Consider the following 22226-nt stretch of genomic DNA (forward strand, 5'->3'; position numbering starts at 1 on the left):
ATCTTCGGCCCATTTCGGCGCGGCTGCGGGGCCCTGACTCAGGGCCTTGCATCACCCCTCCGCGCGGCGGCGCCTGATCGGGCGCGCGTCACCGGCCGGCGCGATCCTCGAATAAGGCAGTCTTTTGTGATGGCCGGCCCTCAAATCATGGCCAGCACCCGCGAGGGGCGTGTATGGTTGCGGTGTAATCCGGGAAATTTCTCCCGCCAGTTCCTTCTCTGCCGGCGCTTGCCTTCGGTGCGGCGCGGCAGATCTTCCAACGGAGGCCGCCCCCCGTGCGACGTCTTGCTCTCGCGATCCTGTTTGCCGCAACCGGATCACTCTCTCCCGTGGCCGCGCGCGATCTCGAACCGATCACCTTCGGCACGAACTGGGTTCCCCAGGCCGAGGATGGCGGTTTCTATCAGGCGCTTGCCGACGGCACCTATGCCGACTGCGGGCTCGACGTGTCGATCGTCCCCGGCGGCCCGCAGGTCAACAACCGTGCCCTGCTGCTCGCGGGCAAGCTCGACTTCAACATGGGCGGCGATCTGCTCCAGTCCTTCTCGGCGGTGGAGCAGGGGGTGCCGATCGTCGCGCTCGCCGCGATCATGCAGAAGCATCCGCAGGTGATTCTCGCCCATCCGGAGGCCGCCGAGACCTGGGAGGATCTCAAGAAGCTCAAGATCATGATCAGCATGAAGGCGTTCGAGAACTTCTACCGCTGGATGATGTCAGCCTGGGGCTTCACCGAGGAACAGCGCGTGCCCTACACCTTCAATCCCGCGCCCTTCCTCGTCGATCCCGGCATGGCCATGCAGGGCTACCTCACCTCCGAACCCTATCTCGTCGAGAAGGAGGGCGGCTTCACCCCGCGGGTCTTCCTGCTCGCCGATGCCGGCTATTCGACCTATGCCACGCTGATCGAGACGATGCAGGAGACGGTCGAGACCCGGCCCGAGACGGTGAGCTGTTTCGTCAATGCCTCCATCAAGGGCTGGTATGCCTATCTCTACGGCGACCCCTCTGCGGCGAACGAGCTCATCAAGGCGGCGAACCCGGAGATGACGGACGACAAGATCGCCTACGCCATCGCGCAGATGAAGGCGCATGGCATCGTGGACAGCGGCGACGCCGAGAGCCTCGGCATCGGGGTCATCACGGAGAAGAAGGTGCGGCAGTTCTACGACACGATGGTGGCCTCCGGTGTGGTGAAGCCCGGTCTCGACATCTCGACGGCCTTCACCACCGAGTTCGTCGGGCGCGGCGTCGGGCTGGACCTCAAGCGCTGAGGCGGACAGGGTGGTCCGGCCGGGAGCAGAGGGGCGGCACAGGGAGACAGGCGGCGATGGTCGAGAGCGGTGCGGCGCAGCCTCTTCTGGACATGCAGGGCATCGGCAAGACCTTTGGCCGGGGGCCTGCGACCCTGCAGGGCCTGAGCCTCAGCCTCGGCAGGGGCGAGTTCCTGTCGCTCCTCGGACCCTCCGGCTGCGGCAAGACCACCGCGCTGCGGCTGATTGCGGGGCTCATCGCGCCGACCGAGGGCCGCATCCGCTGGGCCGAGCCGAAGCCCCGGCTGTCGTTCGTCTTCCAGAGCCCGACGCTGATGCCCTGGGCGACGGTCGAGCGCAATGTCTGGCTGCCGCTGCGGCTCGCCGGGCGCAGCCTCGCCGCGGCGCGGGGCGAGATCGCCGCGGCGCTGCGCCTCGTCGGCCTCGAAGCCGCCGCGCGCGCCTATCCGCGCGAGCTTTCGGACGGCATGAAGATGCGCGTCTCGATTGCCCGCGCGATCCTCACGCGGCCGGATCTCATCCTGATGGACGAGCCCTTCGCCGCGCTCGACGAGATCACCCGCTTCCGGCTCAACGAGGATCTGCTCGCGATCCGGGCGGCGACGGGCTGCACGGTGATCTTCGTCACGCATTCGGTCTTCGAGAGCGTCTTTCTCTCGAACCGGATCTGCGTGATGGCGGCCAGGCCGGGCAGGGTGGCCGCTGAAATCCCGGTTCCCGCCCCCTATCCGCGCGGCGATGCGTTCCGGGGCGCCCCCGATTACGCGGCGCTCTGCCAGCGGGTGTCGGGCACGCTGCGGCAGGCCATGGGCGAGGCCGCATGACCGACCCGGCCCCCCTGGTGCTCGCGCCGCCGGATGCCGAGGAGCGCCGCCGGCGCCGCGCGGGCCGCTTCGAGCGCATCGGGCGCTGGGCCTTCCCGCTTGCGGTCGTGCTCCTGCTTCTTGCCGCCTGGGACCGGATCGTCGTCTGGAACGACATTCCGCCCTATGTCCTGCCCTCGCCGCGGCTGGTGATCGGCACGCTCGCGACGGACTGGCCGGTGCTCCTTCCCGCGCTGCTCGTCACGCTCCAGATCACGCTGCTCGCGCTCCTGGCCGCGGTGCTGGGCGGCGTCGGCCTCGCCGTGCTCTTCACCCAGTCCCGCCTCGCCGAGATGTCCTTCTACCCGTATGCGGTCATCCTCCAGGTGACGCCGCTCGTCGCCATCGCGCCGCTCATCTTCATCTATGTGGGCTCGAAGCTCGCGGCCCTTCTGCTCTGCGCCTGGATCGTCGCCTTCTTCCCGGTGCTCTCGAACACGACCCTCGGGCTCCGGTCGGCCGATCACAATCTCCAGGACCTCTTCAGGATCTACGGCGCCACCCGCTGGCAGCGGCTGCGCTACCTGCAGGCGCCCGCCGCACTGCCCTATTTCCTCGGCGGGCTCCGGATCGCGGGCGGCCTCAGCCTGATCGGCGCCGTGGTCGCCGAATACGTCGCGGGAACCGGCGGCACCGGTTCGGGGCTCGCCTTCCGCATCCTCGAGGCGAGCTACCGGCTCAACATTCCGCGCATGTTCGCGGCGCTTCTGCTCATCGCCCTCACCGGCGTCGCGATCTACGGCGCCCTGAACCTTCTGAGCTACATGCTCCTGCGCAAATGGCATGAAAGCGCCGTGAGGCGGGAGAGATGACGGAACGCTCCGCGCCCGCGCGCCGCCGAGGGCCCGCATGACCCGGGCGCTCGTGATCTACTGCCACCCGTCGTCGGAGAGCTTCACCGCCGCCGTGCGCGACGTGGTGCTGGCGGAGCTTGCGGCAGAGGGCGCGCGCATCACCCTCATCGACCTCTATGCCACGGAGTTCGATCCCGTCCTCTCGCCGGAGGACTTCGCCGCCTATGGCTCGCCGCCGCCTCCCGTCGCACCGGTCGCGGATCACGTCGCGGCCCTGAAGGCCGCCGACACGCTGATCTTCATCTATCCCACCTGGTGGTACAGCCATCCCGCGCGCCTCAAGGGCTGGCTCGACCGGGTGCTCCTGCCGGAGATCGCCTTCGGGATGCCGAGCCACGCCGGCGGCGACATCCGCCCCGGGCTCACCCACGTCACCCGGCTCGGCGTCTTCACCACCTGCGGCGCCAGCCGCTGGCTCACCTTCCTGATCGGCGCGCCGGGCCGGCGCGTGCTGACCCGCGGCGTGCGCCTCCTCTGCAACCGCCGCACCCGCATCGCCTTCGCCGCGCATTACGCGATGGACAGCTCCACGGCGGAAAGCCGCGCCCGCCATCTCCGCCGCGTGCAGCGCCGGATGCGGCAGCTCCTGCGCTGATCCCGCGGCCGCGAAGAGCAGGCTTGCCAAACCGCGCGAATCCCGCTATCGGCTCGCCACTCTAAATCCACAGGCGGAGTCGCGGCGCGCGAGGGAGACATCCTCCAGCGTCCACCGGTTGGGCAAACGCTCTTCTCTCCGCTGAGGCGAAACCGGAAAGGAAACGGACAAGATGGCTCTTCCCGAGTTCACTCTGCGCCAGCTGCTCGAAGCGGGTGTGCATTTCGGCCACCAGACGCATCGCTGGAACCCCCGCATGGGCCCGTACATCTACGGCGCGCGCAACGGGATCCACATTCTCGACCTCACGCAGACCGTGCCGCTGCTCGACCAGGCCCTGCAGGCCGTCCAGCAGACCGTCGCCAAGGGCGGCCGCATCCTCTTCGTCGGCACCAAGCGCCAGGCGCAGAAGGCGATCTCCGACGCGGCCGAGCGTTCGGCGCAGTACTACATGAACCACCGCTGGCTCGGCGGCACGCTCACCAACTGGAAGACCGTGTCGAACTCGATCGCGCGCCTGAAGTCGATCGACGAGAAGCTCGATTCGGGTGCGGAAGGCCTGACCAAGAAGGAGCGCCTCGGCCTCGAACGCGAGCAGGCCAAGCTCCAGCTCTCGCTGGGCGGCATCCGCGAGATGGGCGGCACCCCGGATCTCATCTTCGTCGTCGACACCAACAAGGAGGATCTCGCGATCCTCGAGGCGAAGAAGCTCGGCATCCCGGTGATCGCGGTTCTCGACACCAACTCCTCGCCCGAAGGCATCGACTATCCGATCCCGGGCAATGACGACGCGGCCCGCGCCATCTCGCTCTACTGCGACCTCATCGCCCGTGCGGCGCTCGACGGCATGGCGGCCCAGCTCGGCCAGGCCGGCATCGACATCGGCGAGTTCGAGGACGGCCCCGTCGAGGAGCTCGTCGCCGAGGAAGCCGAGAGCGAAGGTGCAGGCGCTGCCTGATCTGTCATGGAACCGTCGCGCGCGGGGCGTAAGCCTCCGCGGCGGGCTCCGGATGTACAACGAGACGATTTGAGGAGAGCGTTGATGTCGATCACCGCCACTATGGTCAAGGAACTGCGCGACGCGTCGGGCGCTGGCATGATGGATGCCAAGAAGGCTCTGACCGAGACCAACGGCGACATGGAAGCGGCCATCGACTGGCTGCGGACCAAGGGCCTTGCGAAGGCTGCCAAGAAGTCGGGCCGCACCGCGGCCGAGGGCCTCGTGGGCATCGCGGTCGAGGGCGGCGTCGGTGTTGCCATCGAGGTGAACTCGGAAACCGACTTCGTCGCGCGCAATGCCGAATTCCAGTCGATGGTCTCCGACATCGCCAAGGCGGCGGTCGGCGCCGCCGACATGGAAGCGCTCAAGGCGGCCGATCTCGGCGGCCGCACCGTCGAGGCGGTGCTGACCGACAAGATCGCCACCGTCGGCGAGAACATGACCCTGCGCCGCATGGTGCGCATCGAGGGCGAAACCGTTGCGGCCTACGTGCACAACGCGGTTTCCGAAGGTCTCGGCAAGATCGGCGTGCTGGTCGCGCTGAAGGGTGCCGACAACGGCATCGGCAAGCAGATCGCGATGCACATCGCCGCGACGAACCCGGCCTCGCTCTCCGAAGCCGATCTCGATCCGGCGCTGGTCGAGCGCGAGAAGGCGGTGCTGACCGAGCAGGCCCGTGAATCCGGCAAGCCCGAGCAGGTCATCGAGAAGATGATCGTCGGCCGGATGAACAAGTTCTACGAGGAAGTGACCCTTCTGAAGCAGAAGTTCGTCATCAATCCCGATCTGACCGTCGGCAAGGCCGCGGCCGAGGCGGGCGTCGAGGTCCTGGGCTTTGCCCGTCTCGCCGTCGGCGAAGGCATCGAGAAGGTCGAGGAAGACTTCGCAGCCGAAGTCGCGAAGACCGCCGGTCTCTGATCCCCTTCCCGGGGGACGTGACCGATTTGCAAGATACCGGAACCGGGCTGCCGCGCAGCCCGGTTTTCACATTGAATAAGACGGCGTTTTCCGACAGTTTGTCGAGCGTAGTGGTGACGGCAGTGGGGGTAGAGTATGGCGGATGTTTTGGCGGAAAAGGCTTCACCTGCAGCTGGCCCGGCATATAAGCGCGTTCTCCTGAAGATTTCGGGCGAGGCGCTGATGGGGCCGCAGCAGTTCGGTCTTCATCCGCCCACCGTCGAGCGAATCGCCGGCCAGGTCGTCGCGCTGCATGATCTCGGCGTCGAGATCTGCCTCGTGATCGGCGGCGGCAACGTCTTCCGCGGCCTGCAGGGCAGCGCCCAGGGCATGGAGCGGACCACCGCCGACTACATGGGCATGCTTGCGACCGTGATGAATGCGCTCGCGATGCAGTCCGCCGTCGAGACGCTCGGCCTGCCGACCCGCGTGATCTCCGCCATCCCGATGGACGAGGTCTGCGAGCCCTACATCCGCCGCCGCGCGGTGCGCCATCTCGAAAAGGGCCGCGTCTGCATCTTCGCCGCCGGCACCGGCAACCCGTATTTCACCACCGATACCGCCGCGACGCTTCGCGCATCCGAGATGTCGTGCGATGCGATCTTCAAGGGCACACAGGTCGATGGCGTCTACGACAGCGACCCGAAGAAAAACCCGGATGCAAAGCGTTACGACCGGGTGAGCTATGATATTGTGCTCCAGAAGAACCTCAAGGTAATGGATGCATCCGCCATCGCGCTCGCGCGGGACAACGGTCTTCCGATCATTGTCTTCTCCCTCGACGAGCCCTGCGGCCTTGCGGGCATCGTGAAGGGAGAGGGGCGGTTCACAATCGTCGAACCCGGCTGAGCGCCGCTCGGCGCCGGGCTTAGGAGGCAACCATGTCGGACACCGACATCGAGATTGACATCGCCGCGCTCGAAAAGCGCATGGACGGCGCGCTGGCCGCGCTCCGCACCGAATTCGCATCGCTTCGCACCGGCCGCGCCTCGGCGTCCATGCTCGATCCGGTCACGGTCGAGGCCTATGGCTCGCCGACGCCGATCAACCAGCTCGGCACCATCACCGTGCCCGAGCCCCGGATGGTGCTCATCAACATCTGGGACAAGAGCCTCGTGAACACGGTCGACAAGGCGATCCGCAATTCGGGCCTCGGGATCAACCCGCAGATGGACGGCACGATCCTGCGCCTGCCGATCCCCGAGCTCAACGAGGAGCGCCGCCGCGATCTCGCCAAGGTCGCGGGCCAGTATGCCGAGCACGCGCGCATCGCCGTGCGCAACGTGCGCCGCGACGGCATGGACCAGATCAAGAAGGCCAAGAACGCAGGCATGGCCGAGGACGACCAGAAGCTCTGGTCCGACGAGATCCAGCAGCTCACGGATTCCGCGATCGGCCGGATCGACAGTGCGCTGGCGACGAAGCAGGAAGAGATCATGCAGGTCTGACGCGGGCGGGCGGCAAAAGGGTAAGAGGTTCACCGATCATGCATTCAGGCACGAGTTCGAAGCTGGCCATCTCGCAGCCGGGCGGGGCGCCCGCCCATGTCGCCATCATCATGGATGGCAACGGGCGCTGGGCGTCGAGCCGGGGGCTGCCGCGGCTCCAGGGCCACCGGCGCGGCGCCGATCGCGTGCGCGAGATCGTTGAGGCCAGCCCCGATCTCGGCATCACCCACCTGACCCTCTTCGCCTTCTCGACCGAGAACTGGAAGCGCCCGGCGGCCGAGGTCATCGGCCTCATGCGGCTCTTCCGGCGCTACATCAAGAAGGAGGGCGCCCGGCTCGTCGCCGAAGGCGTCCGCGTCCGCTTCATCGGCGGCCGCGAGCGGCTCGACGCCGACCTTCAGGCGCTGATGGCCGGGCTCGAGGCCCAGACCCGCACGAACACCCGCTTCAACCTCACGGTTGCGGTGAACTACGGCGGGCGGGACGAGATCCTGCGGGCGACCCGGCGCATCGCCGAAGCGGTCCGCGCCGGCGAGATGACCGCCGAGGAGATCACGCCCGCAACGATCGAGGCCCATCTCGATACCGCCGGTCTGCCGGACCCGGATCTCATCCTGCGCACCTCCGGCGAATACCGCGTCTCGGGCTTCCTGCCCTGGCAGTCGGCCTATTCGGAATACGCCTTTGTCGAGGCCTGCTGGCCCGACTTCACGGCCGAGATGTTCGCCCAGCAGGTGCAGGGTTTCGGATCTCGCGAACGCCGGTTCGGCGCCGTGGCAGGATGACGGGCACAGGGCCAAAGCCGGGCCGCTTCGGCGACCTCGGTATCCGGGCGGTGTCCGGCGTGGTCCTCGGTGCCTTGTGCCTTTTCTGCGTGATGATCGGCGGCATTCCCGCCATGCTGCTGGCCGCGGTGCTGCTGGTGCTGCTCTTCTGGGAGTATCACCGCATCATCACCGGCAACCCCCGTTTCGCCACGCTGCCGCTGCTCGTGCTCAGCGCAGGGGGCGTGCTCGGCATCGCCGCCGCGGGCCTTGGCGCCGCGGCACTGGGGTTCGTGTTCCTCATGATCGCGGCCCTGGTCGCGGGGCTGCTCTCGCCGCGGCACTTCCTGGAGCTGGCGGGCGGCGCGCTCTACATCGGCGTCGCCATCGGCGGGCTTCTCGTCATTCTCGAGACCGAGACCCGGGGCGTCGACGTCCTCATCTGGATCGTGGTCATCATCATCGCCTCCGACGTCGGCGCCTATTTCACCGGCCGCTCGGTCGGCGGCCGCAAGCTCTGCCCGCGCATCAGCCCCGGCAAGACCTGTTCCGGCGCCATCGGCGGCCTGGCCTGCGCCTGCGGGCTCAGCATGGTGATTGCCGCAGTTCTGGGCTGGCCGATCCTCGTCGCCGCCGGCGCCGGCCTCCTTGTCGCCATGGCCTCGCAGGCGGGCGATCTCGCCGAGAGCTGGCTGAAGCGCCGGGCGGGGGTCAAGGACTCGGGCGTTCTCCTTCCCGGCCATGGCGGCTTTCTCGACCGGCTCGACGGCATCCTGGGAGGCACCTGGGCGTTCCTGATACTCGACGCCCTCGGCGTCGCCGCAGCGCTTTACTGAACTGGCATGAGACGCAGGATCAGCATCTTCGGATCGACAGGCTCGATCGGACAGAACACGGTCTCCCTGATCGAGGATCAGGGCGGGGCCGAAACCCATGAGGTCGTGGCCCTCACCGGGGCGCGCAACATCCGCCTGCTCGCCGCCCAGGCCCGCAAGCTGCGGGCGCGGATCGCCGTCACCTCCGACCCGACGCGCCTCGCGGAGCTTCGGGCCGCGCTCGAGGGCAGCGGCATCGAGGCGGCGGCCGGACCGGCGGCCATCGCCGATGCGGCGTCCGAGCCGGTGGACTGGGCGATGTCGGCCATCGTCGGCGCGGCCGGGCTCGTGCCGGGGCTGCGGGCGGCCGAGAGCGGCGGCATCGTCGCGCTGGCCAACAAGGAAAGCCTCGTCTGCGCCGGCGCGCTCTTCCTCGCCACCTGCGCCCGCCACGGCGCGACGCTCCTGCCGGTCGACAGCGAGCACAGCGCGATCTTCCAGGCGCTCAACGGCGAGCGCCACGACGCGATCGAGCGCATCATCCTCACCGCCTCGGGCGGGCCGTTCCGCGACTGGCCGCGCGAGGCGATGGCCCGCGTCACGCCGGCACAGGCCATGGCCCATCCCAACTGGGACATGGGCCAGCGCATCTCGATCGACAGCGCCTCGATGTTCAACAAGGCGCTCGAGATCATCGAGGCGCATGTGCTCTTCGGCGTGCCCTCGGAGCGGATCGAGGTCGTGGTCCACCCGCAGTCGATCATCCATTCGCTGGTCGGCTTCCGCGACGGCTCGATCATGGCCCATCTCGGCCCCTCGGACATGCGCGGCGCCATCGGCTATGCCCTCAACTGGCCGGTGCGCGAACCGCTGCCGCTCGACCGGCTCGACCTCGCCGCCCTGGCCCGCCTCGACTTCTGCGCCGCCGATCCCGAGCGGTTTCCGGCGCTGCGCCTCGCCCACGAGGTGATGGAACTGGGCGGGCTCGCGGGCGCCGTCTTCAACGCAGCGAAGGAAGCGGCGCTCGACGGCTTCCTCGCCGGAGCGATCGGCTTTCTTGACATGAGCGTTCTGGTTGAACATGTCACTAGGGACCTCGGCCGCGAGGCGGCAAGCTGCGGTTCGGAATATTCCCTGGCCGATGTGCTTGAGCTCGACCGTCGGGCGCGTGTGGCCGGCCGGGCCTGGATAGAGACTTGCGTCGGAGCGTGACCTGTTGGACCTGATTGCGAACATTCCCCTGATTGGCGGCTTCCTCTCCACCGTGATCCCCTTTGCGGTGGTGCTCGGCATCGTCGTCGCGGTGCACGAATACGGCCACTACATCGTGGCCCGCTGGTGCGGCATCCATTCCGAGGTGTTCTCGATCGGCTTCGGGCCGGTGCTCTGGTCGCGCACCGACCGGCGCGGCACGCTCTGGCAGCTCGCCGCCATTCCGCTTGGCGGCTACGTGCGCTTTTTCGGCGACAGCGACGGGGCGAGCCGTGCCGATGACACGGTTCTTGCCGGCATGTCGGCGCAGGAGCGCGAGCGGAGCTTCCATGGCGCCGCGGTCTGGAAGCGCATGCTGACGGTGCTCGCGGGGCCCGTTGCCAACTTCCTGCTCACCATCGCGGTCTTCGCCTCCGTCGTCACCTGGCAGGGCGTCGCCGTCGAGCGCCCGACCGTCGGCGAGCTTGCCGCGACGCTGCCGCCGGAAGCGGGCGAGACGCTCCGGCCCGGCGACATCGTGCTCGAGGTCAACGGCAATCCGGTCAGCAGCTTCCAGGACATCATCCAGGCCGCGCTCGGGATGCAGCCTCCGGGCCCGATGGACTTCCGCATCGAGCGTGACGGCAACCGGCTCGATGTCACCTCGACCTATGCCTTCCCGCCGCTGGTGCAGGGGGTCGAGCCGCTTTCGCCTGCGAGCCGCGCGGGCCTCCGGCGCGGCGATCTCATCCTCTCCGCCGATGGCGTGCCGCTTTCCTCCTTCGAGGATCTGCGCCAGGCCGTGCTCGGCTCGGAGGAGCAGCCGCTCACGCTCGCCGTCTGGCGCGATGGCGAACAGATCTCGCTCCAGATCGCGCCGGCCGAGCGCGACACCCAGAACAACGACGGCAATTTCGAGCGCCGGGTGATGATCGGCGTCGCCGGCGGCCCGCTCTACCTGCCGGCCACCGAAACGCCCGCGCCCTGGACCGCCATCGGGATCGGTGTCGAGCGCATGATCGGCGTCATCACCCAGTCGCTCCACGGCCTGAAGAGCATCATCACCGGCGCGATCGGCGCCGACAATCTCCAGGGCCCGCTCGGCATCGCCCAGGTTTCGGGCGAGACGGCGCAGCAGGGCTTCCTGAGCTTCATCATCCTGATCGGCGTGATTTCCACCGCCATCGGAATGCTGAACCTTTTCCCGATTCCGGTGCTCGACGGCGGCCATTTCCTCGCCTTTCTGATCGAGGCCATCCGGGGCCGCCCGCCGAGCCCGGCGGTGATGCAGATCGCCATGTCGATAGGTCTTGGCTTGATCTTGCTCCTGATGGTATTCGCTACCTACAACGACATAATGCGGCTGGTGAGTTGACCAGGAAGGGCGGCAAACGCCCGCGAGCAGAGAGGCAGACGCCATGGGGCAGCGGCGCTGGAAACAGTACCTTTATCGCGCAATCCTGATCGCGGCGGTCGTTTCGATCGCGCCGCCGGGTAACCCGCTCTACGCGCAGGGCACGGCGGTGTTCAGCCGCGTCGATGTCGCGGGAAACCAGCGCATCGAGGCCGAGACGGTGCGGAGCTTCGCGGGCATAGAGGCCGGCCAGCCGCTTACGCCCCAGGAAATCAACATCGCCGTCCGCAAGCTCTACGATACCGGGCTGTTCGAGAAGGTGGACATCTCGCCCGAAGCGGGCCGCCTCGTGATCACCGTCGCCGAGAACCCGATCATCAACCAGATCGCCTTCGAGGGCAATGACGGCCTTGACGACGAGGCGCTCCTCGCCGCGATCCAGCTGCGGCCGCGGCTCGCCTATTCCGTCGAGGCGGCCGAGGCCGATGCGCTGAGCATCACCAACGCCTACCGCCAGTCCGGCCGGTATGCGGCGGAGGTCAACCCGGTCATCATCCGCCGCCCCGACAACCGCGTCGACCTCGTCTTCGAGATCTACGAGGGCCGGAACACCAAGGTCCAGCGGGTGAACTTCATCGGCAACAACGTCTACTCCGACCGCCGCCTGCTGCGCGTCATCCAGACGAACCAGACCACCTGGCTGAGCTTCCTGCTCGGCGGCAACACCTACGACCAGGACCGGCTCGAGGTCGACAGCCAGCTCCTGCGCCAGTTCTACCTCGACCGCGGCTACTACGATTTCCGCGTGCTCTCCGCCACCTCCGAGCTTGCCCGCGAGCGCAGCGGCTTCTTCCTCGCCTTCACCGTCTCCGAGGGCCAGCAGTACCGCTTCGGCAAGATCGGCGTGAGCTCCGCGATCCCCGGCCTCCCGGCCGAACAGTTCCAGCCGCTGCTTGCGCCCCTGCTCGGGGGCGGCATCTACAACGGCTCGGAAGTCGACAAGGTCGTCGAGCGCATCTCCTACATCGCCGGCCAGCAGGGCTATGCCTTCGTCGACATCCAGCCCAAGGTGACGAAGGACGCGGCGAACCGCATCCTCGACATCACCTTCGAGCTCTCGCCGGCCGAGCGCATCTTCATCGAACGCATCGACATCTCCGGCAACACCCGGACGCTCGACCGCGTCATCCGCCGCCAGTTCCAGGTCGTGGAGGGCGATGCCTTCAACACCCGCGAGATCCGCAGCGCCGAAGACCGCATCCGCGGCCTCGGCTACTTCAAGAACGTCGCCGTCAACGTGCGGGACGGCTCCGGCTCCGGCCGCGCCATCGTCGATGTCCAGGTCGAGGAACAGCCCACCGGCTCGCTTTCGATCGGCGGCGCCTTCTCCACGAGCGAGGGTGTCACCGCGCAGATCGGCATCACCGAGCGCAACTTCCTCGGCCGCGGCCAGACCGTCTCCGCGACGATCTCGGCCAACACCGAATACGGCAACTTCGACTTCGGCTTCGCCGAGCCCGAGCTCTTCGACCGCGATCTTCTCGCGGGCTTCAACATCTACTACCGCACCCGAAACCTCAGCGAGCAGACCTTCCGCCAGAGCAATGTCGGCTTCGAGCCGCGCGTCGGCTTCCCGATCAGCGAGAACGGCCGGCTGACGATCAAGTACCGCATCTCGTCGGATGACATCAGCGATGTCGCCGACGACACCTCGGAGATCATCATCAACGAGGAGGGCGCGCTCCTCACCTCGGCGCTCGGCTTCACCTACACCTTCGACAAGCGCAACTCGGTCGTCGATCCGAGCGCGGGCTTCATCCTGACCCTCAACCAGGAGTTCGCGGGCCTCGGCGGCGACGTGACGCATTCGAAGACCCAGGGCACCGCGCGCGCCTACACGAGCTTCTTCGACGAGGATCTGATCCTCTCCGCCGCCCTCGAGGGCGGCGCGATCTTCTCGAAGCAGGGCACCCGCATCATCGACCGCTTCAACGCCGGCGGCGACTCCTTCCGCGGCTTCGAGCGCAACGGCCTCGGACCGCGCGACTACTGCGACTACGGCGAGTGTCTTCCGCCGCAGCAGAACATGGAGGTCGATGAAGCCCTCGGCGGCAACTACTACGGCATCCTCCGCTTCGACGCGAGCTTCCCGCTCGGCCTGCCGCAGGAATACGGCATCTACGGCGGCGTCTTTGCCGACATGGGCTCGCTCTGGGGTCTCGACGACGTCGATGGCTCCATGGGCACCGTCGATGCCGACATGCACCTGCGCGCCTCGACCGGCGTCAGCCTCTTCGTCAACACGCCCTTCGCGCCGCTGCGGTTCAACTACGCCTTCCCGCTGAAGAAGGAAGACTACGACAAGACCGAGCGCTTCCGCTTCTCGCTCCAGACGCGGTTCTAGATGGGCGGGCGCGGCAGAGGACGGATGCGCAGGCTCCGGCCCCGTGCCGTGGCCCTGGCCTGCGGCCTCATCGCCGGTCTTGCCGGCGCCGCCGGCGCGCAGGTCGCGCAGCCGCCGGCGGGCGCCCCGTTCCTCTTCATCAACCAGGAACGCATTCTCGTCGATTCCGAGACGGGCCGGGCGCTGCTCGCCGCCGAGGAGGAGAAGCGCAAGGCGCTCGTCGCCGAGGCCCGCGCGATCGATACCGCCTTCGAGGACGAGGAGCGCCAGCTCACCGAAAAACGCGGCACGATCCCGACCCAGGAGTTCCGCAAGCTCGCCGATGCCTTCGACGAGCGCGTGGTCGCGGCCCGCAAGCGCCAGGACGAGCGCTCCGATGGGCTCGCCAAGGAGCTCGACCAGACCCGCCGCCAGTTCTATGCCGCCGTCGCCCCGGTCCTCGTCCGCCTCATGGAGCGCCACCAGGCCCAGGCGATCTTTGACGAGAACAGTGTCTTGCTCGCGGACCAGAGGCTGAATATCACCGATGAGGTGATTGCGGAGATCGATGCGGGCGGCGCGCCGGGCTTGCCGGTGCCCGGCACAGAGGACAGCACGCCGCAGGGAAACGAGACTAACGAGGACGAAGCACCATGACACTCGCCATCGATCCTGAGCTGAAGCAGGTGGATATCCTGCAGATCAAGCGGATGATCCCGCACCGCTACCCCTTCCTCATGATCGACAAGGTGGTGAACATCGCCGCCAATGCCTCCGCCGTGGGCATCAAGAACGTCACCGTCAACGAGCCGCATTTCGACGGGCACTTCCCGGTCCGCCCGGTGATGCCCGGCGTGCTCATCATCGAGGCGATGGCCCAGACCGCCGCCGTGCTGGTCGTCGAGACGCTCGACCTCATGGACAGCGACCGGCTCGTCTACTTCATGAGCATCGAGGGCGCGAAGTTCCGCCAGCCCGTGGTGCCCGGTGACCAGCTCGAGCTCCATGTCGAGGTGATCCGCGGCAAGTCCAAGGTCTGGAAGTTCAACGGCACCGCCAAGATCGACGGCAGGATCTGCGCCGAGGCGGTCTTCACGGCGATGATCATGTCGCCCGAAGAAGCCGGCGCGAAGGTCTGAGGGGATGGCCATTGACCCCAGCGCCGACATTCATCCGAGCGCCATCGTAGAGGACGGGGCGGTGATCGGCCCGGGCTGCCGCATCGGGGCCTATTGCGTGATCGGCGCCGCAGTCGAGCTCGGGCCGCGGGTCCAGCTCATGAGCCACGTCGCCGTCGCGGGCATCACCCGCATCGGCGAGGACACCATCGTCTGGCCCTTCGCCTCGCTCGGCCACATCCCGCAGGATCTGAAGTTCCGCGGCGAGCCGACCGAGCTCGTGATCGGCGCGCGCAACCGCATCCGGGAATACACCTCGATGAACACCGGCACGGTGGGCGGCGGCGGGGTGACGCGGGTGGGCGACGACAACCTCTTCATGATGTCCACCCATGTCGCGCACGACTGCATCATCGGCAACAACGTCATCATGGCCAACAACGCGACGCTCGCCGGCCATTGCGTGGTCGAGGATTTCGTGGTGATGGGCGGCCTCTCGGCGGTGCACCAGCACGTCCGGCTCGGCCGCGGCGCGATGATCGGCGGGCTCGCCGGCGTCGTTGCCGACGTGATCCCCTACGGCTCGGTGACGGGCGAGCGGGCGCATCTCATGGGCCTCAACCTCGTCGGCCTCAAGCGCCGCTCCACGAGCCGCACGGAAATCCACGAACTCCGGGCCGCGTTCGCCGCGCTCTTCAAGGGCGAAGGCACGCTCCAGAGCCGGGTCGAGGCGGTTTCCGCCGCCTATCCCGAGAACCCGCTCGTCCGGGAGATCGTCGGCTTCATCACCGCCGAGAGTTCGCGCTCCTTCACCCTGCCGCCGGGCTGAGGCCGTGGCAGAGGCGCCACTCGCGATCATCGCCGGACGGGGCGACCTGCCGCGCCTGATCGCGGAGGAATGCCGGAGCCGCGGCCGGCCGCATTACGTCGTCCGCCTTCCCGGCGTCGATCTCGGCTGGGCCGACGGCCACCCGGCGATCTCCGCCGTCTTCGAGAAGCCGGGGCGTCTCTTCGCCGATCTCCGCAAGGCCGGCGTCGCGGAGGTCACCTTCGCCGGCGGCATCCGGCGGCCCGAGCTCAACCCGCTCCGCTTCGATCTCAAGATGCTGACGCTGGCGCCGAAGGTGCTCGCGGGCCTCAAGGCGGGCGACGATTCCACCCTGCGCCTCGTCGCCGGGATCTTCGAGAAGGAGGGGCTCCGCCTCGTCGGCGCCCACGAGATCCTCACGAGCCTCGTCGCGCCCGAGGGCGTGCTCACCCGCGCCCGCCCCTCGGAGGCCGATCTCAAGGATGCCCGCCGCGCCCGCCGCATCGTCCGGGCGCTCGGCCGCGTCGATGTCGGCCAGGCCGCGGTGGTGGCCCAGGGCATCTGCCTCGGCGTGGAATCGATCCAGGGCACCGACGCGCTGCTCAGCTTCGTCGCCGAGACCGGCCGGGGCTTCCGCCCCGATGTCGCGGGCGGGCAGGGCGTGCTCTACAAGGCGCCGAAGCCCGGCCAGGACTGGCGGCTCGACCTTCCCGCCATCGGCCCGGAGACCGTGGGGCGCGCCGCGGCCGCCGGGCTCGCGGGCCTCGCGGTCGAGGCCGGCGGCGTGCTCCTCCTCGATCGCGAGGGGCTCATCGAGGCCGCCGATGCCGCCGGGCTCTTCGTCCTCGGCCTCGCAAGCGGCGGCGGCGAGCCATGAAACCGCCGCACCTCTTCCTGATCGCAGGCGAGCCCTCCGGCGATCTGCTCGGGGCCGCGCTCATCGCCGGCCTGCGCGAGCTCTGCGGCCCCTGCCTGCGGCTCGAGGGCGTCGGCGGCCCGGCGATGGCGGCCCTCGGGTTCGAGAGCCGCTTTCCGATGGAGGAGCTCTCGGTCATGGGGCTCTCCGAGGTCCTGCCGCGGCTCCCGAACCTCCTGCGCCGGATCCGCGAGACGGCCGAGGCGGTGATCGCCGCCCGGCCCGATGCGCTCGTCACCATCGACAGCCCGGATTTCTGCCTCCGGGTCGCCCGCCGCGCCCGCAAGGCGCTGCCGGATCTGCGCGTGATCCACTATGTCGCGCCCTCGGTCTGGGCCTGGCGGCCGGGGCGGGCGACGAAGATGGCCCGCACCGTCGATCACGTGCTCGCCCTGCTGCCGTTCGAGCCGCCCTACATGCGCGCCGCCGGCATGACCTGCGATTTCGTCGGCCATCCGGTGGTCGAGACCCCGCGCGTGCCGCTCTCCGGCACCATCGCGCTGCGCGAGGAGCTCGGCATCGCGCCGGGCCAGCAGGTGCTCCTCGTGCTGCCCGGCTCCCGCATGGGGGAGGTGACGCGCCTCTCGCCGGTCTTCGCCGAGGTGATCGCCCGGCTCACCGCGAGCCACCCGGATCTCGCCATCGTCGTGCCCGCCGCAGGCCCGGTGGCCGCGCGCGTCGCCGCCGCCTTTCCGCGCACCGCAGCCGGCTGGCCGCGCATCCTCGATCCGACCGGCCTCTCCGTCGCCGAGGCCGACGCCCGCAAGCGCGCGGCCTTCGCCATGGCCGACGCCGCCCTTGCCGCCTCCGGCACCGTGAGCCTCGAGCTTGCCGCCCAGGGCGCGCCGATGGTGATCGCCTATGCCGCCAACGCGCTGACCTCGACCGTCGTGCGCCGCATGGTCCGCATCGACACCGTGACCCTCGTCAACCTCGTGACCGAGACCCGCGCCGTGCCGGAATTCCTGCTCGGGGACTGCCGGGCCGAGCTGATCGCGCCGGCCGTCGCGCAGCTGCTCGACGACCCGGTGGCGGCCGAGGCGCAGCGCGATGCCGCGGAGCGCGCGATGGTGCTGCTCGGCCGCGGCGGCGAGGCGCCGGGCCTGCGCGCCGCCCGCTCGGTGCTCTCCGCCGTCGCGACCCGCCCGCGCGCGCTCGACCCCTGACGCCTCAGCCGCGCTTGCCGCGACGTTTGGCCGAAGCCTTCTTGCCGGGCGTCGCGGACAGCCCGGCGGCCTTCTGCATGTCGCGCATCCAGGCCTTCTGCTGGCGCTGCATCTCGGCGCTGACAGCCCCGCGCGCCGGGCCGGCAGCCTTGTTCATGGCGCTCAGCCACATGCTCATCCAGGGATTTTTCATGGAATGTCTGCGCTCCCGCGCGTGGAGCGTATCGCGGCATCCCCAATGATGCCGCGCTGTCCCCAGACGCCGAGGCTACGCGATCCCGCGCCGGGCGCAAGCCCCCCCGTGCCTCAGCCCCGCCGCCGCCCGAGCGCGCGCCTGACCTCCGCCGGTCGCAGCGCGCCGATCGCCACCGCCGAGACCGCATAGGCGGCGAGCCCCGCCGCCACCAGCAGCACCAGCGCGCCATAGCGCAGCACCGGATCGGCAAGCGCCGGCGTGAGCGCCCGCTCGGCGAAAAAGAGCACCGCCGACATCATCACGCTCGCCAGCACGATGCGGGGCAGGGTGCGCCGGAGCTGCGGGTCCGGCCGCGTCGCATCGCCCATCGTCCGCGTGCCCTGCCAGAGCTGGAAGAGCATGGTCCAGCCGGCCAGCGTCGTCCCGAGCGCCGCGGCCGAAAACCCGATCAGCGGCGCCAGAGCGAGGGCGGCCAGCGCGTTCACGATCATCGCATGCACCGTGAACCGCAGCGGCGTCCGGCTGTCCTCGCGGGCGTAATAGAGCGGCAGATAGACCTTCTGGAGCACGAAGGCCGGCAGCCCCGCGCCATAGATCAGCACGGCGAGCGCGGTCGCCTGCGTGTCCGCCGCGCCGAATTCGCCGCGCTGGAACAGCACCGAGACGATCGGCCCCGGGATCACCATCAGCGCCGCCGCCGCCGGGATCGTGAGCCCGAGCGTGAGCTCGGTCGCCCGGTTGGTGGCGTTCCGCGCACCATCGGCATCCGCGGAGCGCAGCTTGCGCGCCAGATCCGGCAGCAGCACCACGCCGATCGCCACGCCCACCACCCCGAGCGGCAGCTGATAGAGCCGGTCGGCATAGGAAAGCCAAGCCACCGCGCCGTCGAAGAACGAGCCGACCTGCCGCCCGACGATGAGGTTGATCTGCACCACCCCGCCGGTGAGCACCGCCGGCGCCGCGATCATCGCGAGCTTGCGGATCTCGGGCGTGAAGCGCGGCCAGTGCGGCACGATCCGGAGCCCCGCCTTCGAGGCGCCCCACCAGACCAGCGCAAGCTGGGCGATGCCCGCCACCGGCACCGACCAGATCTGCCAGAGCCCGACATCGCCCGGGCCCCAGTAGCCCATCAACAGGAAGGCGATCATCACGAGGTTCATGAGGATCGGCGCCGCGGCGGCCACCGCAAAGCGCCCGAGCGCGTTCAGCACCCCGCTCAGCAGCGCCGTCAGCGAGATGAAGAGGATATAGGGAAACGCGATGCGCCCGTAGCTCACGCTCAGCGCATAGCGCTCGTCGCCGAGAAAGCCGCTCGCCATGGCAAGCACCAGCCAGGGCATCAGCAACTGGCCGACGAGCGTGAAGACGATAAGCACGCTCGCGAGCGCCGAGAGGGCATCGCGCGCGAAGGCCTCCGGGTTCTCGCCGCCCTCCAGCTTCTTGGCGAACATCGGCACGAAGGCCATGTTGAAGGCGCCCTCGGCGAAGAAGCGGCGGAACATGTTGGGCAGCGTGAAGGCCACGAGAAAGGCCTGCGCCATCGGCCCGGTGCCGAGAAACGCCGCCATCAGCATGTCGCGGGCAAGGCCGAGCACCCGGCTCAGCATGGTCCAGGAGCCCACGGTCAGGAACGCGGGCAGCAAACGGATCTGTCGGATCACTTCTTTCTCGCGGTTTCGGGCTTGCGGGCCGCGGCTGCGGCCTTGCGCGCGGCGGCTTTCTTCGCGGGCCCCGACAGCGCGGCGGCCTCGTCGTTGCCGTCCCGGTCGATCGCCTCGCGGATCTTGGCCTCGAGCGCCTTCTGCTTGGCATCGGCATGGATCTTCAGGCCGAAGATGTCCTTCACGTAGAAGACGTCCACCGCCTGCTTGCCGTAGGTCGCGACGATCGAGGAGGCGATCGAGATATTGCCGCGCCGGAAGGCCCGCGAGAGATCGAAGAGCAGCCCCGGCCGGTCGAAGGTCTCGACCTCGACGATGGTGTAGATGTCGCTGCCGGAATTGTCGAAGCTGATCCGGGTCGGCACCACGAACTTGCGCTCGCGCGGCTTCACCCGCTCCTTCTCCTTCAGCGCCTCGCTGGCAAGGATCTCGCCCTGGAGGGTGCGGCGCACGCTGCTCCGGAGCCGGGTCTGCCGCGACTTTTCATAGGGCTTGCCGTCGGCGTCCTGGATCCAGAAGGCCGCGGTCGCCACCCCGTCGCTGGTGATGTAGCTCCGCGCATCGACCACGTTCGCGCCGACGAGCGCCAGCGCCCCGGTGAGCCGGGCAAAGATCCCCGGATGGTCGGTCATCGCGAAACAGGCCCGCGTCGCGTCGCGGGCGGGATCGAGCTCGATCGCGATCGCCGCCTCGTCGCTCGGCAGGTTGCGCAGAAGCTTGGCGAAGATCACATGGGTGCGCGTGTCGAACCCGAGCCAGTAGGGCGGGTAATGGCGCATGCACTCGAGCTGGATCTCCTCGGCGCTCCAGCCGGTGAGCGCCGCCTCGAGCTCCTCCTTGGCATGGGCCTCCCGCTCGGGCCGCCCGAGCGCCTGGCTGCCGCCGGTCAGGAATTCGAGCGTCTCGCCATAGAGCGCGCGCAGGAGCGAGGCCTTCCAGTTGTTCCAGACATTCGGCCCGACGCCGCGGATGTCGCAGACGGTGAGCACCGTCAGGAGCTTGAGGCGCGTCGGGCTCTTCACCGTCTTCGCGAAGTCGCGCACCGTGCGCGGGTCCGTCAGGTCGCGCTTCTGCGCGACATCCGACATCAGCAGGTGGTGGCGCACCAGCCAGACGACGAGATCGGTCTCCTCGGCGTTGAGCCCGAGCCGCGGGCAGACCTTCTGCGCGATCTCCGCGCCATAGACGGAATGATCCTGCCCCGATCCCTTGCCGATGTCATGGAGCAGCAGCGCGACATAGAGCACCCGCCGGTTCACCCCGCGCGAGAGGATGCGCGTCGAGGTCGGCATCTGGTGGCGCATCTCGCCGCGCTCGATCTTGCTCAGGGTCGAGATCACCCGGATCGTGTGCTCGTCCACCGTGTAGTGATGATACATGTTGAACTGCATCATCGCGACGATCCGGCCGAATTCCGGCACGAAGGCGCCGAGCACGCCGACCTCGTTCATCAGCCGCAGCACCCGCTCGGGGTTGTTGTGGTTGAGCAGCAGGTCGAGGAAGATCTGGTTGGCTTCCGGGTCGCGCCGCATCCTGTCGTCGATCAGGTCGAGATTGGCGACCACGAGGCGCAGCACGTCGGGATGGATCGGAATGCCGGTGACGAGCCCCTCCTTGAAGATGCGCAGCATGTTGACCGGATCGGTAAAGAACTTCGCCGGATCCGCCACATCTATGCGGCCGTGCTTCAGCCGGTAGCCCGGCCCGGTCTTGTCGCGCTCGTAGGAGAAGACGTTGCGGAAGGCGCGCGAGAGGCCGGGCTTGGCCTTCACGTGCCGCGCCTCGAGCGCGGCGGAGAAGATGCGGGTGAGATCGCCCACGTGCTTGGCGTGGGTGAAATAGTCCTGCATGAAGCGCTCGACCGCCCGCTGCCCGGTGGTCTGCCGGTAGCCGAGCCGCTCGGACACCTCGACCTGCATGTCGAAGCTCAGCTGCTCGGTCGCGCGCCGGTTGATGAGATGGAGATGGACCCGCGTGGTCCAGAGGAAGGCCGCCGCCTCGACGAAGATGCTGTATTCCTCGGGGCTGAACACGCCGATCTTCACCAGATCCTCGGGGCTGCGGACGTTGTTGAGGTATTTCGCGATCCAGAACAGCATCTGGAGGTCGCGCAGGCCCCCCTTGCCCTCCTTCACGTTCGGTTCGAGCAGATAGCGCGTGCTGCCCTGCCGCCGGTGCCGCTCGGCGCGTTCCTCGAGCTTCATCTCCACGAACTCGGGGCCGGTGCCCTTGAAGAGCTCGGACCAGAGCCGGTCGTTCAGGGTCTGCGCGAGATCCGCATCGCCCCAGATGTGCCGCTGCTCGAGCAGCGCCGTGCGGATCGTCGAGTCCTTCTTGCCGAGCCGGATGCAGTCGTCGATCGTGCGCACCGAATGCCCGACCTTCATCTTCAGGTCCCAGAGGCAGTAGAGCGCGCTCTCGATCAGGCTCTCGCCCCAGGCGGTCTGCTTGTAGGGGGTGAGAAACAGCAGATCGACATCCGAGAACGGCGCCATCTCGCCCCGGCCGTAGCCGCCCACCGCCACGAGCGAGATCCGCTCGCTGGCCGTGGGGTTGGGGCGCCGGTGGAGATGGGTCGCGGCGAGGTCGAGCACCAGCCGCATGATCTGGTCGGTGAGCCAGGAATAGTCATAGACCGCGCGATAGGCCTCGCGCGGCGTCTGCGCGATGCGCTCGGCGATGGCGGCGCGCCCGGCCTCGAACACCTCGCGCAGCACGAGGACAGCCTCCTGCCGCAGCTGGGACTTGTCGGAGGTGGCCGCCGCGATGGCGGTGATGCGGTCCCGGACGGCCGCGATGTCGAGAAGGTCGCCCGGTCTTTCGGCCAGTCCTGCCCAGGGCTCGTCGCTCGTGGGCAGGAGGCTCT

21 protein-coding genes are annotated in these 22226 nt (G+C 68.6%); 18 read left to right on the forward strand and 3 right to left on the reverse strand.

The window, feature by feature from the left end:
• Positions 1-275: 275 nt before the first annotated feature.
• From ACF66B_RS17495 to lpxB, 18 genes are all read left to right on the forward strand, one after another.
• On the forward strand, positions 276-1271 hold the full coding sequence (locus ACF66B_RS17495) for an ABC transporter substrate-binding protein (RefSeq protein ID WP_111429712.1): 996 nt from the start codon (positions 276-278) through the stop codon (positions 1269-1271).
• 56 nt (positions 1272-1327) lie between these two features.
• Positions 1328-2095, forward strand: coding sequence for an ABC transporter ATP-binding protein (locus tag ACF66B_RS17500; protein WP_392663437.1), 768 nt, complete (start codon positions 1328-1330; stop codon positions 2093-2095).
• A complete protein-coding gene (locus ACF66B_RS17505) occupies positions 2092-2946 on the forward strand; it encodes an ABC transporter permease (RefSeq protein WP_111429711.1) in 855 nt (284 codons plus the stop codon). The genes ACF66B_RS17500 and ACF66B_RS17505 overlap by 4 nt, the downstream gene beginning before the upstream one ends.
• Positions 2947-2983: 37 nt before the next feature.
• Positions 2984-3583 carry an NAD(P)H-dependent oxidoreductase gene (locus tag ACF66B_RS17510; RefSeq protein WP_111429710.1) on the forward strand — a complete coding sequence of 200 codons (600 nt, stop codon included), beginning with the start codon at positions 2984-2986 and terminating at the stop codon, positions 3581-3583.
• 172 nt (positions 3584-3755) lie between these two features.
• Complete coding sequence (rpsB, locus tag ACF66B_RS17515) at positions 3756-4541, forward strand: 30S ribosomal protein S2 (RefSeq protein WP_111429709.1); 786 nt, start codon at positions 3756-3758, stop codon at positions 4539-4541.
• A gap of 84 nt (positions 4542-4625) precedes the next feature.
• A complete protein-coding gene (gene tsf / locus ACF66B_RS17520) occupies positions 4626-5501 on the forward strand; it encodes a translation elongation factor Ts (protein WP_111429708.1) in 876 nt (291 codons plus the stop codon).
• 135 nt (positions 5502-5636) lie between these two features.
• Positions 5637-6389 (forward strand): UMP kinase, encoded by a 753-nt coding sequence (pyrH, locus tag ACF66B_RS17525; protein WP_162683252.1) that lies wholly within the window; start codon positions 5637-5639, stop codon positions 6387-6389.
• Positions 6390-6421: 32 nt separating this feature from the next.
• Positions 6422-6988 carry a ribosome recycling factor gene (frr, locus tag ACF66B_RS17530; RefSeq protein ID WP_111429707.1) on the forward strand — a complete coding sequence of 189 codons (567 nt, stop codon included), beginning with the start codon at positions 6422-6424 and terminating at the stop codon, positions 6986-6988.
• Positions 6989-7026: 38 nt separating this feature from the next.
• Positions 7027-7773: a polyprenyl diphosphate synthase gene (uppS, locus tag ACF66B_RS17535; RefSeq protein ID WP_111429706.1), complete on the forward strand. Its 747-nt coding sequence runs from the start codon at positions 7027-7029 to the stop codon at positions 7771-7773.
• A complete protein-coding gene (locus ACF66B_RS17540) occupies positions 7770-8588 on the forward strand; it encodes a phosphatidate cytidylyltransferase (RefSeq protein WP_111429705.1) in 819 nt (272 codons plus the stop codon). The genes uppS and ACF66B_RS17540 overlap by 4 nt, the downstream gene beginning before the upstream one ends.
• A 6-nt stretch (positions 8589-8594) precedes the next feature.
• A complete protein-coding gene (gene dxr / locus ACF66B_RS17545; protein ID WP_111429704.1) occupies positions 8595-9779 on the forward strand; it encodes a 1-deoxy-D-xylulose-5-phosphate reductoisomerase in 1185 nt (394 codons plus the stop codon).
• A gap of 4 nt (positions 9780-9783) precedes the next feature.
• Complete coding sequence (gene rseP, locus ACF66B_RS17550) at positions 9784-11133, forward strand: RIP metalloprotease RseP (protein WP_162683251.1); 1350 nt, start codon at positions 9784-9786, stop codon at positions 11131-11133.
• Between the two features lie 43 nt (positions 11134-11176).
• Positions 11177-13516 carry an outer membrane protein assembly factor BamA gene (bamA, locus tag ACF66B_RS17555; RefSeq protein WP_111429702.1) on the forward strand — a complete coding sequence of 780 codons (2340 nt, stop codon included), beginning with the start codon at positions 11177-11179 and terminating at the stop codon, positions 13514-13516.
• A gap of 24 nt (positions 13517-13540) precedes the next feature.
• Positions 13541-14152, forward strand: coding sequence for an OmpH family outer membrane protein (locus tag ACF66B_RS17560; protein ID WP_162683250.1), 612 nt, complete (start codon positions 13541-13543; stop codon positions 14150-14152).
• Positions 14149-14634 carry a 3-hydroxyacyl-ACP dehydratase FabZ gene (gene fabZ, locus ACF66B_RS17565; RefSeq protein ID WP_111429700.1) on the forward strand — a complete coding sequence of 162 codons (486 nt, stop codon included), beginning with the start codon at positions 14149-14151 and terminating at the stop codon, positions 14632-14634. Before ACF66B_RS17560 ends, fabZ begins: the two co-directional genes overlap by 4 nt.
• A 4-nt stretch (positions 14635-14638) precedes the next feature.
• Positions 14639-15442: an acyl-ACP--UDP-N-acetylglucosamine O-acyltransferase gene (lpxA, locus tag ACF66B_RS17570; RefSeq protein WP_111429699.1), complete on the forward strand. Its 804-nt coding sequence runs from the start codon at positions 14639-14641 to the stop codon at positions 15440-15442.
• Between the two features lie 4 nt (positions 15443-15446).
• Positions 15447-16298 carry a UDP-2,3-diacylglucosamine diphosphatase LpxI domain-containing protein gene (locus ACF66B_RS17575; protein WP_111429698.1) on the forward strand — a complete coding sequence of 284 codons (852 nt, stop codon included), beginning with the start codon at positions 15447-15449 and terminating at the stop codon, positions 16296-16298.
• Positions 16295-17503, forward strand: coding sequence for a lipid-A-disaccharide synthase (gene lpxB / locus ACF66B_RS17580; RefSeq protein ID WP_111429697.1), 1209 nt, complete (start codon positions 16295-16297; stop codon positions 17501-17503). The genes ACF66B_RS17575 and lpxB overlap by 4 nt, the downstream gene beginning before the upstream one ends.
• 4 nt (positions 17504-17507) lie before the next feature.
• On the opposite strand, the gene ACF66B_RS17585 is transcribed toward lpxB, so the two are convergent.
• The 3 genes from ACF66B_RS17585 to ACF66B_RS17595 all read right to left on the reverse strand — a co-directional run bounded on the left by ACF66B_RS17585 (position 17508) and on the right by ACF66B_RS17595 (position 22218).
• Complete coding sequence (locus ACF66B_RS17585; RefSeq protein ID WP_162683249.1) at positions 17508-17681, reverse strand: hypothetical protein; 174 nt, start codon at positions 17679-17681, stop codon at positions 17508-17510.
• Positions 17682-17809: 128 nt separating this feature from the next.
• Positions 17810-19357: a murein biosynthesis integral membrane protein MurJ gene (gene murJ, locus ACF66B_RS17590; protein WP_111429981.1), complete on the reverse strand. Its 1548-nt coding sequence runs from the start codon at positions 19355-19357 to the stop codon at positions 17810-17812.
• On the reverse strand, positions 19357-22218 hold the full coding sequence (locus tag ACF66B_RS17595; protein WP_392664902.1) for a [protein-PII] uridylyltransferase: 2862 nt from the start codon (positions 22216-22218) through the stop codon (positions 19357-19359). The genes murJ and ACF66B_RS17595 overlap by 1 nt, the downstream gene beginning before the upstream one ends.
• Between the last annotated feature and the right edge of the window lie 8 nt (positions 22219-22226).

The organism is Amaricoccus sp. B4 (genome assembly GCF_043226085.1).
In the GTDB taxonomy this organism is placed as follows: domain Bacteria; phylum Pseudomonadota; class Alphaproteobacteria; order Rhodobacterales; family Rhodobacteraceae; genus Amaricoccus.